General features: G+C 47.5%; 13 protein-coding genes and 2 riboswitches. Of the genes, 4 read left to right on the forward strand and 9 right to left on the reverse strand.

Going from position 1 to position 18,425, the window contains the following annotated elements; translation table 11 throughout:
- Nucleotides 1-22: 22 nt before the first annotated feature.
- The 4 genes from BS614_RS26720 to BS614_RS26735 all read right to left on the reverse strand — a co-directional run bounded on the left by BS614_RS26720 (nt 23) and on the right by BS614_RS26735 (nt 6,075).
- Entirely contained in the window at nt 23-1,522 is a 1,500-nt protein-coding gene (locus tag BS614_RS26720; protein ID WP_036674498.1) for an extracellular solute-binding protein, read from the reverse strand.
- Nucleotides 1,523-1,584: 62 nt separating this feature from the next.
- A complete protein-coding gene (locus BS614_RS26725; RefSeq protein ID WP_074096177.1) occupies nt 1,585-2,457 on the reverse strand; it encodes a carbohydrate ABC transporter permease in 873 nt (290 codons plus the stop codon).
- A 45-nt stretch (nt 2,458-2,502) separates the two neighbouring features.
- Complete coding sequence (locus BS614_RS26730; protein ID WP_017686861.1) at nt 2,503-3,456, reverse strand: ABC transporter permease; 954 nt, start codon at nt 3,454-3,456, stop codon at nt 2,503-2,505.
- 282 nt (nt 3,457-3,738) lie between these two features.
- The gene (locus tag BS614_RS26735) at nt 3,739-6,075 is read right to left on the reverse strand and encodes an AraC family transcriptional regulator (RefSeq protein ID WP_167544425.1); all 2,337 of its coding nucleotides are present in this window, start codon (nt 6,073-6,075) and stop codon (nt 3,739-3,741) included.
- A 527-nt stretch (nt 6,076-6,602) separates the two neighbouring features.
- Between BS614_RS26735 and BS614_RS26740 the strand changes: the two genes are divergently transcribed.
- Together BS614_RS26740 and BS614_RS26745 are read left to right on the forward strand one after the other, a co-directional pair.
- Nucleotides 6,603-8,606, forward strand: a complete 2,004-nt coding sequence (locus BS614_RS26740) for an endonuclease MutS2 (protein ID WP_074096179.1) — start codon at nt 6,603-6,605, stop codon at nt 8,604-8,606.
- A 138-nt stretch (nt 8,607-8,744) separates the two neighbouring features.
- Entirely contained in the window at nt 8,745-8,996 is a 252-nt protein-coding gene (locus BS614_RS26745; RefSeq protein ID WP_074096180.1) for a cysteine-rich CWC family protein, read from the forward strand.
- A gap of 60 nt (nt 8,997-9,056) precedes the next feature.
- On the opposite strand, the gene BS614_RS26750 is transcribed toward BS614_RS26745, so the two are convergent.
- From BS614_RS26750 to gcvH, 5 genes are all read right to left on the reverse strand, one after another.
- Nucleotides 9,057-10,202, reverse strand: coding sequence for a mannitol-1-phosphate 5-dehydrogenase (locus BS614_RS26750; protein WP_074096181.1), 1,146 nt, complete (start codon nt 10,200-10,202; stop codon nt 9,057-9,059).
- Complete coding sequence (locus tag BS614_RS26755) at nt 10,199-10,633, reverse strand: PTS mannitol transporter subunit IIA (protein WP_017686856.1); 435 nt, start codon at nt 10,631-10,633, stop codon at nt 10,199-10,201. Before BS614_RS26755 ends, BS614_RS26750 begins: the two co-directional genes overlap by 4 nt.
- A complete protein-coding gene (locus BS614_RS26760; protein WP_074096182.1) occupies nt 10,630-12,732 on the reverse strand; it encodes a BglG family transcription antiterminator in 2,103 nt (700 codons plus the stop codon). The genes BS614_RS26755 and BS614_RS26760 overlap by 4 nt, the downstream gene beginning before the upstream one ends.
- Before the next feature lie 38 nt (nt 12,733-12,770).
- Nucleotides 12,771-14,225 carry a PTS mannitol transporter subunit IIBC gene (locus BS614_RS26765; protein WP_074096183.1) on the reverse strand — a complete coding sequence of 485 codons (1,455 nt, stop codon included), beginning with the start codon at nt 14,223-14,225 and terminating at the stop codon, nt 12,771-12,773.
- Nucleotides 14,226-14,644: 419 nt separating this feature from the next.
- Nucleotides 14,645-15,037: a glycine cleavage system protein GcvH gene (gene gcvH / locus BS614_RS26770; protein ID WP_074096184.1), complete on the reverse strand. Its 393-nt coding sequence runs from the start codon at nt 15,035-15,037 to the stop codon at nt 14,645-14,647.
- A 343-nt stretch (nt 15,038-15,380) separates the two neighbouring features.
- Nucleotides 15,381-15,503: riboswitch (glycine riboswitch) on the forward strand.
- Nucleotides 15,504-15,506: 3 nt separating this feature from the next.
- A riboswitch (glycine riboswitch) is annotated at nt 15,507-15,607 on the forward strand.
- A gap of 216 nt (nt 15,608-15,823) precedes the next feature.
- Between gcvH and gcvT the strand changes: the two genes are divergently transcribed.
- Together gcvT and gcvPA are read left to right on the forward strand one after the other, a co-directional pair.
- Nucleotides 15,824-16,960, forward strand: coding sequence for a glycine cleavage system aminomethyltransferase GcvT (gcvT, locus tag BS614_RS26775; protein ID WP_036617019.1), 1,137 nt, complete (start codon nt 15,824-15,826; stop codon nt 16,958-16,960).
- Nucleotides 16,957-18,312: an aminomethyl-transferring glycine dehydrogenase subunit GcvPA gene (gene gcvPA / locus BS614_RS26780; protein ID WP_074096185.1), complete on the forward strand. Its 1,356-nt coding sequence runs from the start codon at nt 16,957-16,959 to the stop codon at nt 18,310-18,312. The genes gcvT and gcvPA overlap by 4 nt, the downstream gene beginning before the upstream one ends.
- The last annotated feature ends 113 nt before the right edge of the window (nt 18,313-18,425 follow it).

Consider the following 18,425-nt stretch of genomic DNA (forward strand, 5'->3'; position numbering starts at 1 on the left):
TCAAGCCCCCGCTTCCGGCTCTTTATTGAGCCTGTTTTTTGTAATCTTCGGCATATTCCTCACGAATCTTATTTCCACCCGCATTGCCCCAATTCTCGATTTCCTTTTCCCAGCCACTTTGATCGATCTTGCCCATAATGTATTTCGTCTGTGCATCGGCAATCACCTGATCCAGATCCGCCCCACGGTCACCATACGTTGGAGAATATAACGTCAGCGCAGGGTTTGGCACAGCGTGCTCCGCCAGTTCCTTGGCAAGTGCCGTACCTTTTTCCCCCAGTTCGGTGTCCTTCAATTTCGGTACGTTATACCCTTCGACATAAGGAAGGTTGTCACGGTAAGGTTTCACTTCACGCTGGAATGCATCGAAGTCACTCATCTCCACCTGATCTTCGCCCACTTTGGTGTAATGTTTGTCTTCCATACCACGCATCAACAGGGTCGCCATCTCAGGGTCCATCAGTTTATCCAGGAAGGAGAGCAGGTTCTTGAGTTCTTCTTCAGATTTCACCGTTGATTTAGGGAATGCCAGAATGCCGGAGTTACCCGTCTGTCCTGCAACACGATCTCCGTTCGCTCCAAGCAAACCAGCGATGTCTACCACACCATCCGGATTGTTTTTGGACAAACGCTCTTGCTGACTTTTTCCGTTCTGAGCAACACCAACACGGATACCCACAACACCGGAATCATACTTTTTCTCCGCTTCCGTAGAGTCGAATACAGCAAAATCCTGGTTCAGCAGTTTCTCATCGTACAAACGTTTCAGCAGATCCAGCACCTGCATATATTCCGGTGTCATGAATTCTGGCGTGAAGCTGCCATCATCCTCGACCTTCCACTTGTTAGGTGCACCAAAACTTACGCCAAGGCGCGTCGTGAAGGAATATTGATCCTCATTATATTTTTTGAAAAGCATTAGTCCAAACGTATTATCCTGACCGTCTCCATCCGGATCGGAGGTTGCCAGTGTTTTAATCGTTTCATACCATTCATCCGGTGTAGCTGGCACCTTGAGATTCAGCTTCTCGAACCAATCCTTGCGATAGATCACTGTAGCCCGCGCAATATCGGAGAATACAGGAACCCCATAGATTTTGCCCTCTACCTTGATGTTGTCAAAAAAACGCTCGTTCTGTGCCGACAGATTTTTGTAGTCTTTCAGCAAAGGCCCCACTTCCCAGAACACGTCATTACGCATCGCGCTGGTCACCGTTGGGTTATATTGTACTTTCACTATTTTTGGCATATCGCTTGAAGCGATCATCACGTTAATTTTGTCATTATAGGCCGAAGCCGGAATCCACTGGATATCCAGTTTGGTATTGGTATACGCTTCAATCTTTTGCTGAACTTCATTGCCTTTGCTTGGCACATCACCCACCTGTGCAATGGCTATGGACACATTTTGTACGCCGCCCTCGGCAGCCTGGCCCTCATCTGATCCGCATCCTGCCAGCAAACCTGTCACTAGTGCCAGTGTGCTTAAGACAGCTACGGCTTTCTTTTTTGTTGCTTTCATAACATGAAAACCTCCCTTTTATTATGCAGTCATAGTGAACTGACTTTGAACCATGTGCCGACTCAACCTTTCACCGAACCCAGCATCACTCCTTTTGCAAAGTGCTTTTGCAGGAATGGATATACCAGCATAATCGGGATTGTGGAGAATACGATAACCGCCATGCGAATGGTAAGCGGCTGGATCTCTGTCTCTTCGATACTCGTGTCTCCGATTCGGCTCTGTGCCAGAATGACAATCTCACGTAGCCAGACTTGGACAGGCCACTTCTCACTATCGTTGATATAGATAACAGCGCTGAAGAAACTGTTCCAGTGGGCCACCGCGTAAAAGAGTGAAAATGTCGCCATGGCTGGCATGGACAACGGCAGTACAATCCGGAACAATACGCTGACATCGTTACATCCATCAATTTTGGCTGCATCCTCCAGTTCGTCGGGAATAGCCTGGAAGAAGTTTTTCAGTACAATCAAGTTAAATGCACTAATAGCGGTAGGCAGCATCAGCGACCATAACGTATCCGTCAGATGCAAAGATTTGACGACAAAGTATGTTGGAATCATCCCGCCACTGAAGAGCATTGTGAACAATACACCCAGCAAAATGGGCTGGCGTCCACGCAAATATCTTCTGGAGAGCGGATACGCCATAAGTGATGTAAACAGCAGATTAATGAAAGTACCGATCACCGTAATATAGACCGATACGCCCAGACTGCGAATCAAGGTATCTGTAGAGAAAATGTAACGGTATGCAGCCAAAGAGAACTCTTTTGGAAAAAGAATGAATCCTCCCTTAGCCACTTCATGCGGACTGGTAAACGAGACGGCCAAAATATAAATGAACGGGATAACCGTCACAATTCCAATCAATAGCAGCAAGCCGTGATTGAGAATATCAAAGATCCGGTTGCCCCACGTTTTATCCTGTTGCATCTTAATGTTCACTCCTGTCTGGTGAAGAACGTCTTCTCCCGAGGGTTAGTAGACGCCTTCCTCCCCGAATTTTTTGGCCAGCGTATTGGCACCAAGGACAAGCGCCAGTCCGACAACCGATTTGAACAACCCGACAGCAGCACTATAACTGTACTGTGCCTGGGTAAGACCCTTCGTGTACACGTAGGTATCAAATACCTCGCCTACATCCCGGTTTGTCGGAGTCAGCATCAGGAAGATCTGTTCAAAGCCTGTATCCAGGAAGTTGCCCAGACGCAGAATGAGCAAAATGACGATCGTACTACGAATGGCCGGCAGCGTAATATGCCAGGTTTGGCGCCAACGATTGGCACCATCAATCCGTGCTGCTTCATAGAGCTGTGTATCAACACCGGAAAGTGCTGCAAGGAAGATAATTGTGCCCCAACCAACTTCTTTCCAGATGGATTGTCCAACAATCATCGTACGGAACCATCCGGGTTCAAGCAGGAACGCCACTTTTTGTCCAGTCAGGTTATAGAGCAGTTCATTAATGGCACCACCCTCGGTTGTGAACAGCATGTAGAATACACCGACAACAACAACCCAGGAAACAAAGTGTGGAACATAGACGAGCGTTTGTACAAATCGTTTGAAGCGTTCACGGCGAACTTCATTCATCATGAGTGCCAGTACAATCGGCAGTGGGAAAAAGAACACAATGTTATAAATGGCTAGCAAAAACGTATTCCGAAATAATGTCCAGAACTGCGGTTCTCCGAAGAAACGCTGGAAATGTTTGAAGCCTACCCAGTCACTTCCCAAGATGCCCTTGTAAGGCGTGTAATCCTGAAAAGCCATTGTGATGCCATACATGGGTATGTATTTGAAAATAACAAAGTAAAGCACACCCGGTATTAACATGATATACAGCCACCGGTTTTTGATAATGTCCCTCCACAGCAGGTTTTTGTCACTGCGGGTAGCGGGCCGTGTTCGAGCCGCCGTTTCGGCTTTCATATTGTCTTCCTCCCCACATTGGAAACGATTACAAAATATCACTTCCTGAATTCATGTCTTCATTGTGGAGGATAAACGAATGACTGGCTATCGTCTCGTTTTAGCCTTTTGTTTTTCCTTATGTAGCAAGGCTTTAGCCCATTTCCCTCACAGAATCTAAAGGTGAAATGAACTGCTTTCAACCTCCATATTCCTGTCTTAACTTCATGGAGAAAAGCGGTCTTCTTTCTTCATCCAAACATAAAAAAGCCTGCCTGCCATCGCGGGCAGAGCAGGTTTGTTTTATCGCTGCTGCTCCCGGTACTTGCCGGGGGTGGTTCCTGTGATTTTGCGAAACGTACGGATAAATGCGGTTGGGTTGGTATAGTTTAATTTCTCGGCAATCTCCGATATTTTAAGATTTGTTGTTTGCAGCCAGGTCTTTGCTTTTTCCATACGATACTCTGCCAGATATTCCGTAAAATTAACTCCCGCTTCCTTCTTGAATACCCGACTTAAGTAGACAGGGTGAAAATTAAGCTCAGCGGCACAGGCTTCCAGCGACAATTCACGATCATAACGTTCCTCGATCAAACGAATCATGCGTCTCGCAATATTCATGTATTGGGATTCTTCCTGTTCTCGCCAGAAACGGATGACGGGCAGGAACAGCCGCTTGCGGAACCAATTGGTCATTTCGTCCAATGTGGACAACTTCAGCAAATGTGACATGGATGCTTTTTCACCCAGTACTTCGGCTACATCCCCGCCCTGCTCCTGTACAAGCTGATATACACGAGACAATAACTGAACCATAATGACGGGGTATTCACTGAAATGGAGTTTTTTGTCGGCAAGCAGCCCCAAATATTGCTTAAAATAGGCGTCCGTCTTCTCTTCATCTCCTTGCTTAAGCGCAGAGGCCAGTTGATCCTCGATCATACGTAACTGGGTATACAACGCGGCCTCCATCTGTCCACGTGGCTGAATATCCTCGTAATGCAAAATAATACGGCTACCCAGACTTACCCGGCCCTGCAGAGCCTCTCGGCTCTCTTGAACCGCTCTTGGCGTATCTCCGATACAAGCGTAGGAACGACTGATGCCAATACTTACGGGCAGATTCAGATAGGTCACGACACGTTCGCGAATCCAGTCTGCCTGGGTATGCATCCATTCCTTCAGCTTCACCTCATCCGTGAGTTCGGAGGCAAGAACGGTGACCTGAGCATCATCCAGCATGACCGGGGTGAACCGAACTGCTGAAGGAAGGAGCTCACCTACCATATTGTTGACAGCAAACAGCAGCAGATCGCGATCCTGTTCCTCATATCGGGTCCCTTCCAAGGTATCGATCTGGAGCATGAGTACGCCAAGAGTCGCCCACCCTGTTGGGAAATCGTACAATTCGCCCTGATATCTGAAATCTTCTTCCGAGATTTTACCTGTGAGCAGTTTGGTCATAAAAAACTCCTGGAGGTGCACATGCTGCCCCTTCATCTGCTCACGCATCGTTTTCTCCGAGCTGAACAAGGTTGACAATTGCTCCTCAATATAGATAAATTCATCCTGACGGCGTCCTGACGGAGCAACTGGGGAATCCAACCCCTTCGTAAATTGCAGCAGTCTGGAGATCGGTGAGTACATCCGCCGACTGCCGTATATGGCGAACAATCCCGTTACACATAACATGACCAGTGTAGCGATACCGGTAACCAGTGCAATTTTCTGTGACTGGGCCGTAATCTGTCCAAGAGATACAACGGACACATATAACCAGCCATTGAGCGGAGATTGCCTATAACTAACCGCCACTTGATTACCTTCCACCTCCGCACTGAAGAAACCCTCTGACTGGGCCGTCGTTTGCACCATTTCCTGAATTTCCTTATTCAGCCCGTCATATTTCCCCCCTTGCTGCATATCGTTCAGAAAATACTTCTGCTCCCGATCCAGAACGTACATATCTCCAGAATTCGTATTTCGGCTCAAGTAGGTACTCAGTTCCGTATCGGCGATATCAATCACAAGAAATCCCTTTGGTTTCACATTGGTTGGTATCATCGGGATTTTGAATACCATACTGACCACATTATCCGATGATATAAGGGTAGGTGCCTGTTCGGGTGTTAGTTCACCCATACCTGCTGACACAGGTACACTTTCTTTCGCTGAACTGGCATTCTGAGTGACCCAGAACAGGCTGTTGGTATAACTTAGGTAGGATCCAATTCGGTCTCGAATGCTAAAATCATCCAATTTGCCAAAAGAACGCATCGAAACGACCCAATCTTCATCCAGATTAACCAGATAGGCTTGGTCAATGTTCGTAACCGCTTGTAAGTTGTTAAAACCGGAGGTCAGATCACGAATCTCCTGAAACTCGCTGCTGTCTAGTGGTTTCTTCATTGCTTGTAGTACCAAGGGCGAATTAACATACTGGATGGAGGATAATTGCAGGCTGCGCAGAACTTGTTCTACCCTCATTTGAGTCTGATGTAATATCTGAAGATTGCTCTCACGCACTTTCTGTTCAATGTCACGTGATGCAATCGTATACGAGACCGAACCAATAACAATGACCGGAAGGGCTCCGAGGATCAGGGTGAAACAGAGCAAACGCAGTAAATACTTCGGCAAGAAGAGCATCCTCCTTTATACGTATGTTTATTAAAATAAATCGCTTTCATTGGATTATTTTACTATTGTTATTTTAAAACCCATTCTTATTCAAGTCCACTCATTTATTCTAAAGGTTGACTTCAAACTAATTTTCAGTTTATATTGGTTGCATATTCCTCAATCAAAGGAGAGATTTTTAATGTCGGTGAATGTTCTTAACTAACCAAGTTTCATATTCAGGAGTTTGGCCTTTCATTGCGCTTGTGCCCATATGGCATACGTGTATTTCATGATGCGCCAGATCCCTGTACTTAGTTAAGAACAGCGGATATCATAAATCGCCTCCGGGATTGTAATTGTCCGGGTCTATTTCCGCGCTGAGTTCAGCGCGGATTTTTTAATATAGACCTGTAGTGGACTTTGCTTTCCCATACGTTTAGGGCGGAGAATGACGTTTGTTCATTCTCCGCCCTTTTTGCGTTTTCCAGGAATATGTTTCAGCGCGTCAACTGAAATCCCAATTCAAATTCAAGGAGAGATTACGCATGAATGAGAACACATTAAACAGTTTGGGCTATCCACAAATTCAAAAAAATGTTGCAGACTGCGCCCTGTCTTATCTGGGCAAACGTTATGCGAGAGAACTAAAACCGATGGTAGATGCTCACCTGATCGAGATTCGCCTGGAAGAAACAGCAGAAGCTGCTGCATTGATTCGCTTCGGGGCCAGTATCCCCCTCCCTTCACTCGACGGAATGGAAACCATTATGGATCTGCTTGGCACCGGTTATCTATTCAGTGAACGCGACTTCAGTCATCTCGCTCAGTTCCTGCGGAGCTGTGCACAACTTATGAAATACATGGAGGGCAAATCCGGGGCCGCTCCCACCGTCAGTCGTTATGCAGCATCCATGATTCTAATCGAACCTTTGCTGAGTGAGATCGAGCGTTGCATCCATAGTGGACGCATTCAGGATCAGGCGAGCAAGGAACTGATTCGTATTCGTAAAAAAATAACGGTGAATGCGGAACGCATGAAACGAAAACTTGATTCTCTGGTGTGTAAACATCGCTCCATTATGCAGGAATATGTCATCAGTCAACGCGGAGGAAGAACAGTTCTGCCCATTAAGAAAGAGTTCCGCAAACAGGTGAAAGGCAGTGTGCTGGATGAATCGGGGAGCGGGCAAACCGTGTATATTGAACCCGTTGAATTAGTAAGTCTGCAGATGGAATTGGCTGCTCTACAAGCCGAGGAGTCCCGAGAGGAGATGAGGATTCTCGGTGATTTAACCTCTCTGGCCGAATCGTATAACCGTGAAATCGCCCTCAACACCGAAACGGTAGGTGTATTGGACTTCCTGTTTGCCAAAGCCAAATATGCGGCCACCATGGATGGGCGTACCGTTCGAGTCAATACTCAGGGCCACATTAGCCTTCAACGTGCACGTCATCCGTTCATGGGTTCTTCTATGGTTCCCCTCGATTTTGCCATCGGCAGAACGTACTCGTCGCTCATTATTACGGGCCCGAATACCGGTGGTAAAACGGTCGCACTCAAAACACTTGGTTTGTTAACCCTGATGATGCAATCCGGTTTGCTTATTCCGGTCGAGGAAGGTGGCGAGATGGCTGTTTATAACGAGGTAGCGGTTGATATTGGTGACGGACAGAGTATGGAACAAGCACTCAGTACATTCTCTGCACACATTCGCAATATGATCGGCATACTGGAACAGGCCAATACTTCGACGCTGGTGCTCATTGATGAGATGGCTTCCGGCACAGATCCCGGTGAAGGCGTCGGACTTTCTATCGCCATGCTGGAGGAACTGCACAGCCGCAGAGCAACCGTTGTAGCGACAACACACTTTGGTGAAATCAAACATTTTGCAGCTGCCACGCCAGGATTCGAAAATGCCCGTATGGAATTTGACACCGTTTCTCTCAAGCCGCTGTATCGATTGCGTATCGGAGAAGCTGGTGAAAGTTACGCCTATTCCATCGCATTGAAGCTAGGCATGCCACAGCGAATTATCGAGCGCTCCAAGTCCCTGTCCGATCAAAGTATTTCGAGAGATCGTACATTAGGGTTCACGTCGCCTCCTTCGGAAACTAAGGCCCTGACGCCTGCTCGTTCTGGTACAGAATCAGTCAGCCCAGCAGAGTTATCCAGAAAGAACCAGTCGAAACAGTCAAAGGATCCAATCCGTCTCAACAAAAAGACAACAACCAGAGAGTCGGATTCTCCTGCCCCTGCCAAAACTTTTCGCAAAGGAGATCGGGTGTATGCGGCCTATCTTAATCAGTCGGGCATCGTCTGTGATGTCGAGGATAGCCGTGGAAATATCGGGGTCATGCTGCGAGGACGCAAAGTCAAAATCCATAAGAAACGCCTGACCCTGCATATATCTGCTGATGAGCTTTATCCGGGTGACGATTATGACTTGGACATTGTGCTAGAAACAAAGGAAAATCGAAAGAAGCGTAAATTGATGGGACGCAAACATGTGGAAGGCCTACAGATCGAATTACCGCCTGAAGAATAGCCGATGGGAGAAACAGATGTGGTGAACTGGAAGTCATATTTACAGAGTGAAATCCATAATCACCGGCGTATTTCTGTTATACTGGGACCAGTATGTTTACTTCAGCTCGTAGCTATTCCACAGGGAGGGAAGAACTGAATGTCTGCAGAACAAGACGATCAAGAGCACATCCATATCGATGTTCTTGTCTGCCCATTATGCGGGGAAGCTAATCGCTGTTCCTATGCCGCAGGACATCCTCATTCGGAATGTTGGTGTAACCGGGCTACATTCCCCGAAGGTGTATTTGACCGTATTCCGGCAGAGCAGCGCCGAAAATCGTGCATATGTCAACGCTGTTTGGATGATTATGCCGATAAACACCAACCAAAAGAAGAGCCACACAGTTAACGACTGTATGGCTCTTCTTCATTATGCATCATCTATACTATTAGCTGGCTATCACTACTCTTACATTTGGTTATACTGGGCAACAGCCTGTTCAAGCACCGGATGATGCTCATCCATAGACGTATAATGGTGGAGCGCAGCTGTTATCCCCTTCTGGCGGATCATGTCCTGTAGTTCAACTGCTTCGGGATCATCGGAGACATCGAACTTGCAGGCTGATGCCATGCCCATAGCCAGATAGGTCGTTTCGCTTCCATCCGCATATGCCTGAAGGGCCGGGCGAACCAGACGATCATTCGGAGACAACTTGCGCAGCGGGGAACGACCAACACGAGTAACCTCATCGGTAAGATACGGGTTGACAAAGCGTCCCAATATTTTGACAATATACTGCTCATGTTCTTCCGGGTTGAATGCAAAACGCTTCACTAGAACTTTTCCAGTTTCCTGCAAAGCACCGTATACAATCGATTTCACCTTCTCGTCGGCAATAGCCTTCTGAATCGTGTCATAACCGTGCACATTACCGATGTACGCAGCAACGCAGTGTCCTGTATTAACAGTGAACAGTTTACGTTCGATATACGGCTCCAGATCATCGACATATACGATGCCCTCAACCGGTTTGAATGCAGGAGCCATCTGGGAACGATCCACCACCCACTCGTAAAAAGGCTCCACCTGTACATGCAACGGATCTTCATGATGCTGAATAGGTACAATCCGGTCTACGGCTGAATCTGGAAAATAAACGTACTGATCCGCAAGGGAACGTACCTCTTCATTGAGCAGAGCATATACATGCTCTTTCAATTGCGTACTGGCTCCAATGGCGTTCTCGCAAGCGATAATGTGAAGAGGGTTTTGAGCAGGACCGGATTTCAGTCTTTTCTCAAGTCCTTTCGCAATGCCTGGTGCAATATGTTTCAGTACGCCTACACCCACCGCGGTTGTAATCAGATCAGCTTCCACAACGGTTTGGGCAACCGTCTCCAGCTGGGTTCCATCGATTGCATTTACACCTGTGACGGTCTCCTGATCCTTGCTCTCGTTGGCCAGTTCCACCGTATACTGCCCCCGTTGCTGGAGAGCTGTTACCAAGGCCTGATTCACGTCAGAGAAAATCACCTCATACCCTGCACGGGAGAGAATCAATCCGATAAACCCGCGTCCAATGTTACCTGCGCCAAAGTGTAGAGCCTTCATAGCTCCATTTCACTTTCCAGAATAGCGATTACTTCTTCGGCTGTTTTCGCCAGACGCAGAGCCTCCATATTCTCATCCTCAGCACAGATTACCGCGATGCTGGTCAAGATCTCCATATGCTCCCCGCCTTGAGCCGCGATACCAATGACCATATAAGCCTTTTCTTCGCCAAAATCAACACCCTGTGGATACTGAATGACAGAGATACCTGTGGATAAAATGAAAGCTTTGGATTCCTTTGTACCGTGCGGAATAGCCAGGCCGTTCCCTACATAGGTCGAGACAATCTCTTCTCGTTCAATCATCTTTTCAATGTAATCAGCGGTAATATGTCCCGCATCCTTCAGAATCTGTCCTGCCATGCGAATCGCTTCGTATTTGTCCTGAGCCGTCGCATTCATGATGACTTTATCTGTTGTTAACATACTCATAATGGTTGACCTCCAATTTCGGTTTTACTGCGATAAAATCCAACAAGTTCCTGGGACAGGTAATGAATGAGTTCATCCCTGATTCCTTTTTCCAGCAATGTAATCATTTCTTCCTGCAATAACAGGGCGCTGATCTCACTGAGAACCTCCAGGCTTTCCTTGGATAATTCTCTGGGACCAAGCATCAAGAGGATATGGGTAACTCCTGCCGGATCATCCGGCGTACGAAGAAGTGGCTCCGTGAGCTGAAACAAGCTAATGGACGGCCTGTAAATTCCCTCACTGCGTGTATGAAATAATGCAAGTCTTGTGCCGGGAATCTTCTGACTCCCCACTGCCTCGCGTGCCTCCAACCGTTTCGCGACCTCCTCCGGTTCCTTCAACACACCAGATCCATGGAGTACGTTGCACATCGCATACACCGTTTTATAGAATCCGATATCTTGGTTATCCAGCGGATACACCTGAAACTTGCCAATAATTCGGACGATTTCAACTAAAATAGCTTCCATTCCGTCAGGGTCCGAGTAACGACTCGTCGTCTGAACCTCTGTTTCACGGGGCTTGTTATGCTGCTGTTGTAGCGTTGTGGTTCTAATAAAATGACGCAGACGTTCGCTCTCTTCTGCCGTAAGCAGTGGACTCACTTTGTAATACTGATGCTCATCCATCGGCAGATCAACAGTGGATAACACCAGATCATATTGATCTGTAGGCATCCGGGCAGCTTCATACCAGGACACGCTATCCATGATCCGAATCTCGGGAATCTCCTTGGATAATCGGCTGGAAAGCATGCGTGATGATCCAATTCCGCTTGTACACACGATGATCGCCCTGATCTCCCGTTTCAATGCACGTAACCTCTCGATGGAAGCTCCAAAATGCATGACCAGGAAACCAATTTCCTCATCAGGAACTTCAGTACCTGGCCAAGCTTGATGCACGGATTGTTTAACCTCTTCAAAGAGGGAATCATAATCCTTGCGAATCTGCTGCAAAAGCGGATTACGAATCATCTGTTGTCCTTCAATTCGCTCCATGACAGGTTGCATGTGACCAAGCAAACCTTCACGAAGCAAACGATCCTCATGAAAGGCGTAATGTGTTCTCACCTGCATCTGATCAATCAGTGAATGTACCCTGTCCAGTAAAATCAAGTCGTCTATTGGCAACAGCCGCGAAGAGTGAATCCGCTGCTCTGTCTCAATTAATAGTCTATGAAAATAAGCTTGCTCATCTTGGGAGAATATCAGCCCCAGCTGGGTGGATAACACACCACACAAGCGGGAAGCCATATAAGGTGGAACCTTCATTTCAGCCTGCTCTGCGACTTCATCTCCCTTGTTCTCCAGGGGAGGTATACGGCCAATGCCAAAGCCTTTACGAATACGTACAACCGCTACGGATAATTGAATCAGCAACTTCATGTATTGGCGTTCCGGGATGTTCTCCAGCCATTCGATGTCTGGTTGCCATAATGCATTTTCGACCGTAAGCACATCACCGTGTCCAATCATATCCAACAATTTTTGGTTTACGATGGAGCCTCCCTGTTCTGGCTGTCTTCCGAACAAGTCAGACTCATCCAGAAATTCGAGAGCAAGTGCAGCTATGGCTGTGCGATGAATCGTCTCACTTCCGTTAATCTTGACGCCATATCCACGTCTGCGAACCAGCTTCAGTCCCGCCTGACGAATTCGTGACTCCAGATCGTCCAGATCAGTGGTTACGGTGGATACGGTCACTTTCAGATCCGAAGCCAAGGCGAGTAACTTTACAGGCTCCGGTTCATCCAGCAGGATGCAAAGCATGAAGAGCTTACGCTCTTCTGGCGTAAACTCTACATATTCTTTACCCTCTAGTTGCTGGCGCAATACAGCCAGATCATCGGAACCGGCATCAATTCGGATACCGGTTCCTGATTTTTTTTCCAGCCTCATGCCCAAAGGTTCAAGCCATTGTTCAATCATTTGCAGCTCCCGGTGAACCGTTCGGGTACTGACCTTTACTTCAACGGCGATTTCGCCGGCAGTTACTTCATGTGGATGCTCTAGCAGGAACTCCACGATTTCACGTTGTCTTTTGGTAATACTCATATCTCAGCCTCCGGCTCAGGGAAAACAAATGCGTACAATTACTTCAGACGTTCAACGAGCGCATCGTATTCCGGGCTTTTTAGGAAGTTGTCGATGGATATATGTTCTGCGTTCGGCGCAACGGAGCGGGCACGATCGGTTAATACTTGTTGTGTGATGACCACATCTGCATCCGGTGGGATATCACTGATGGCCGTATTGGTCACCGTAACGTCAATCCCCTCTGCCTTCATCTTCTTGCGTAGAATGGAAGCACCCATGGCACTCGAACCCATGCCTGCATCACAGGAGAAGACAATTTTCTTCACGTCTGTCTTGACTGTAGAAGAAGCCATATCTGCGGCTCTGTCTGCTTCACGATGATTAGCCGTAATGCCAGCGTTTGGCACGGTTCCTTGACTCTTCATGTCTTTCATCCGACTGGATGCGGACTCCAGATCTTCGTCCTTTTGTTTACCCGTTTTCAGTAATACCGCTGCAACCAGGAAAGAAACGACGGCTGCTACAAGCACCCCTGCAAGCATCGGCAGGTATCCACCTTTTGGTGTTAAGAGGAAATACGCGATAATACTACCCGGTGATGGTGCCGAAACAAGTCCTGCTCCGGTGAGCATGAATGTTAATGTACCTGCGACGCCACCCGCGATTGCGGCAAGAATCAGAATCGGTCTCATCAAAATGTAAGGGAAGTAGATCTCATGAATTCCCCCGAAGAAATGAATGATAACGGCACCTGGTGCAGAAGATTTGGCCATTCCACGTCCGAAGAAACAGTAAGCAAGCAAGATACCAAGTCCCGGACCCGGGTTCGATTCAAGCATGTATAATACGGATTGCCCTAATTCTCTCGCTTGATCTGTTGCAATCGGTGTCAGAATCCCGTGGTTGATTGCATTGTTCAGGAACAATACTTTACCTGGTTCAATGATTAGGTTGACCAGTGGTAACAAGCCCAGATTCATTAAGCCTTGTACCCCGGCAGATAATACTTTGCTAATTGCTTCTACAGCAGGCCCGATGCCCAGTAGCGCAAAAATCCCCAAGATCCCGCCAATAATACCGGCTGAGAAGTTGTTAACCAGCATTTCAAATCCGGCTCTAATTTTACCTTCAATGGATTTATCGAATTTTTTGATGATCCATGCTGCCAGTGGTCCGGCAATCATGGCACCGAGGAACATCGGGATATCACTACCCACGATGACCCCGATGGTCATAATGGCACCCACGACACCACCACGCTGACCATGCACCATCGTACCCCCGGTGTAACCAATTAACAGTGGCAGCAAATATTTGATCATCGGATCAACTAGCTGTGCAAGCGTCTCGTTAGGGAACCAGCCTGTTGGAATGAACAGAGCCGTAATTAATCCCCAGGCGATGAATGCGCCCATATTCGGCATGACCATACCACTCAGGAATCGGCCAAAACGCTGAACACCTACCCGTAGCCCACCTTTGGAATTGGACGATTGGTCCAAATTACTCATTGTATTATCCTCCTTGGATCAAGTGATTATGATTTATGAAAGGGGTATCATTTCTCCCCTGCTGTAATCCTAAGCGAGAATGCTCTCCTGTTCAATGAAATGAAAGCGTACTTTCGTCATGAACAATGATGACAACATTAGGTTATGTAATCGTTTTAATGGATGCATAATGGCTGAACCCATTGGTACACAAGGCTTTTCTTGCCTATGACTTTTATCATTTCCAAAATCAATTTCTAACCTATAGCTTGGTCTAATCAGGCGATTCACATCCACAATCTGCTTCAATCCGCATTAGAAACCATTCTCGGAAAGCACAAAAAACCTGTGCAAGCCTCAGGCTCACACAGGTCGAAACAATATGAAGCACATCTCATTTTGTTATAAAATATATGTTAATAAGTACAAGTTCGTTGATACTATTCTTCCGTATGTTTACGATACGCGTCTGCATTCATCAATGTAGACAATGCCGCTGTCAGATCTCCATCAACACGGATTTCAATCATCCAGCCTTCCTCGTATGGAGAGCTGTTGACAAGTTCAGGGGAGTCCTGCAATGAATCATTCACTGCAATAATTGAACCAGTGACTGGAGAAAACAAGTCCGACACCGTTTTGACCGATTCGATCGTTCCAATGCTGTCCTCTGCTTTTACATTGGTTTCAAGGTCAGGCAATTCCACAAACACAATGTCACCCAGCTGATGCTGCGCGAACTCGGTAATGCCAATACGTACAGTATCCTCCCCTACGGTTTGCACCCATTCGTGCTCTTCACTGTACAGGAAATCACTTTTCAATTCGCTCATCGATATCCGCCTCGCTTTTCATTAATGAGTACATGCGTTCTTTGACCTTAACCTTTTTCCCAGAACATAGCGTATGATATTTATGAATCAAATGTCAAGATACCTCACAATTTATTTGCTGAACACCTCTAAATCCTGTAACCGGATTACACTCTTTCTTCATATACTGGTGAATATTAGAATAGTAAGCGCAGTCTTTTTAAATATACGAACAATAACATTAAAAACAAATTAAATATTCGGTTTTTAATCATTATATATGATATCGTTCTTGACATCGGTAGTGGATTCACGTTTTAATGAGAGGAGTAAATGTGTTTATTGGACTATGTTATACCCGCGGATGAATGTAAAGGGAGAGATTACCCGTGACACCCGATTCGGGATGTACATGAGGTAACGCCGAAGGAGTAAACCACCGATAAGCGGGGGTGAATCTCTCAGGCAAAAGGACTTTTACGGGACGCAACTCTGGAGAGCATCTATTCGCCCTGAGCGGGCGTTATGATCACCCAAGGGGAAACCTGCTGCACAAGGCAGCGGGGTAACTCTCAGGTACAAGGGACAGAGCCTTAGAATACAGCGTGCTACTTGGCATGCCGATTCTTTGGCCTGTCCTTTTCCTTTTTCCCAAAAAACGAAAAACAGGATTCAGATCAGCGCTGCCATAGCTGCCTTACCATACTTATCTACTAAAAATCTCTGCTGAAAAATTTAAAAATACCCTGGTTCATTGATCCACGATTGTATATCCGGCCGGTTGACGGCCCATGACGAGGTGATTTGATGTCCGATTTGCTTAGAACACCACTCTTCCCACTGTATCAGCAATACGAAGGCGTACGGTGCATTGATTTTGGAGGCTGGGAGCTTCCGGTGCAATTTAGCGGAATCCAGAAAGAACATGAAGCGGTGCGTGAGCGTGCTGGACTGTTTGATGTATCCCATATGGGCGAATTCACAGTACAGGGTGAGCAGGCTGAAGTTTTTTTGCAACAAATGATGACTAATGATGTGACAACGCTGGTTCCCGGTCAAGCTCAGTACACCCTGATGTGTTATCCTGATGGCGGTGTGGTGGATGATCTGCTCGTGTATAAGCTGGAAGATCAGCATTATATGCTTGTGGTTAACGCCTCCAACATCGACAAGGATTGGGCGTGGCTGCAAGAGCACTTGATCCCCGGCGTAAGCATGACCAACGATTCTGAGCAGACGGCGCTACTCGCCTTGCAAGGTCCACTGGCTGTAGACATTATCGGGAAAGTTACAGATACGGATGTAAGCTCGATTGAACCGTTTCGTTTTGTGCAGGATGCTGAAGTATGTGGAGTAAAATTACTGTTGTCCCGTACCGGTTATACCGGTGAAGATGGCTTTGAGCTATATGTTCCTGCAGATCAGGCCGCTGTGGTCTGGAATGGGTTAATGCAAGCCGGTGAAGGTCACGGACTTGTACCGACAGGCCTCGGTGCTCGGGATACACTGCGCTTTGAAGCAAAGCTCCCTCTGTATGGACAGGAATTGTCGGCAACTATCTCTCCACTCGAAGCTGGCGTAGGTATGTTTGTGAAGCTGAATGCCGGACCTTTTATCGGACACGAAGCCTTGTTACAGCAAAAAACTGACGGGCCCGCCCGCAAACTGGTCGGCATCGAAGTGTTGGAGCGCGGTATTCCCCGCCCCCACTATCCGATTTACGCCGAAGGCGTACAGATTGGTGAAGTGACAACAGGAACGCAATCACCTACATTGAAACGTAATCTGGGGCTTGCCCTCATCGACAGCAAATACGCTGCGCTGGGAACCCCGCTTGAGATTGAGATCCGCGGCAAGAAATTAAAAGCCGAGGTCGTGAAGACCCCTTTTCATAAACGGACACGTACGTCGAAGACACCTACTCAAGGAGCTGATCAAGCATGAGCAAGCACCGTTATATTCCCATGACTGAGCAAGATCAGAGCGCCATGCTCGCAACCATCGGTGTGGATACGCTGGAGGAACTGTTTCAGGACATTCCGCAGGAGATTCGTTATCAGGGCGAGCTGCCCGTATCCTCCAAACTTGATGAATATGCACTGACACGTCATATGTCCAAACAAGCCGGCGCCAACGCCAATTTCGAAACACACGCCAGCTTCCTCGGCGCAGGTATATACGATCATCATGTTCCTTCAGTCATCAATCATGTCATTTCCCGTTCCGAGTTCTACACTGCCTACACACCTTATCAGCCTGAGATCAGCCAAGGTGAACTACAAGCCATTTTCGAATTTCAATCCTACATCTGTGAATTAACCGGTATGGCTGTAGCCAATGCCAGTATGTATGATGGCGCAACTGCCTTTGCAGAAGCCGGTAATCTGGCCGCAGCGGCAACACGTCGCAAACAGCTTATCGTCTCCCGTACTGTTCATCCGGAAGCCCGTCAGGTATTGCAGGCATATGCGCACGGACTCCGTCTGGATATTGTCGAGATTGGCTATAAGGATGGCATCACTGACTGGGATGCCCTGCAAGCCGCCATATCGGACGATACCGCTGCTGTCATGATCCAGAGTCCGAACTTCTTTGGTGCCGTGGAAAATGTGAAGCAGGCTGCCGACCTCGTGCATGCGCACAAGGGCCTGCTCGTTGTAAGTGCCAACCCGCTATCGCTGGGTCTGCTGGAAGCCCCAGGCAAGCTGGGTGCCGACATCGTTGTAGGTGATGCGCAGCCCCTCGGCATCGCCGCTTCACTCGGCGGCCCAACATGCGGATATTTCGCCGTATCCCAGCCTCATATGCGCCGAATTCCTGGCCGAATTGTAGGCCAGACCACGGATCGCAACGGCAAACGCGGTTTTGTACTCACACTGCAAGCACGTGAACAGCACATCCGCCGCGAAAAGGCGACATCCAACATCTGTTCCAACCAAGCTTTGCTTGCACTCAGCGCATCTGTGTATATGTCCATCATGGGTAAACAGGGTATGATCGATGTTGCGGATCTGAATTTGCAAAAGAGTCATTACACCCTGAATACATTAACTGCGATTCCTGGAGTTAGCCTTACTTTTAATGCACCAACATTTAATGAATTCGTGATTAAACTTCCTGAAGGAACAGATGTGGATGCCCTTCAACTGAAACTGCTGGATGCGGGCTTTATTGGTGGCTATGAACTTGGACGTGATTATCCTGAGCTTGCCGGACATATGCTGATTGCTGTTACCGAACGGCGCACTAAGGAAGAGATTGACGAATTCGCACGAGCATTGGAGGGATCGCTGTGACTCAGGAAACGACGACGACAACGACAACATCGGTACAAGGACAATCGGAAACAGGTACCTCTGTCTCCACTTCGGTTCAACCTGAGAAGGATACAACATTTAGTGCAAAGACC

This window comes from Paenibacillus xylanexedens, assembly GCF_001908275.1.
Lineage (GTDB): Bacteria > Bacillota > Bacilli > Paenibacillales > Paenibacillaceae > Paenibacillus > Paenibacillus xylanexedens_A.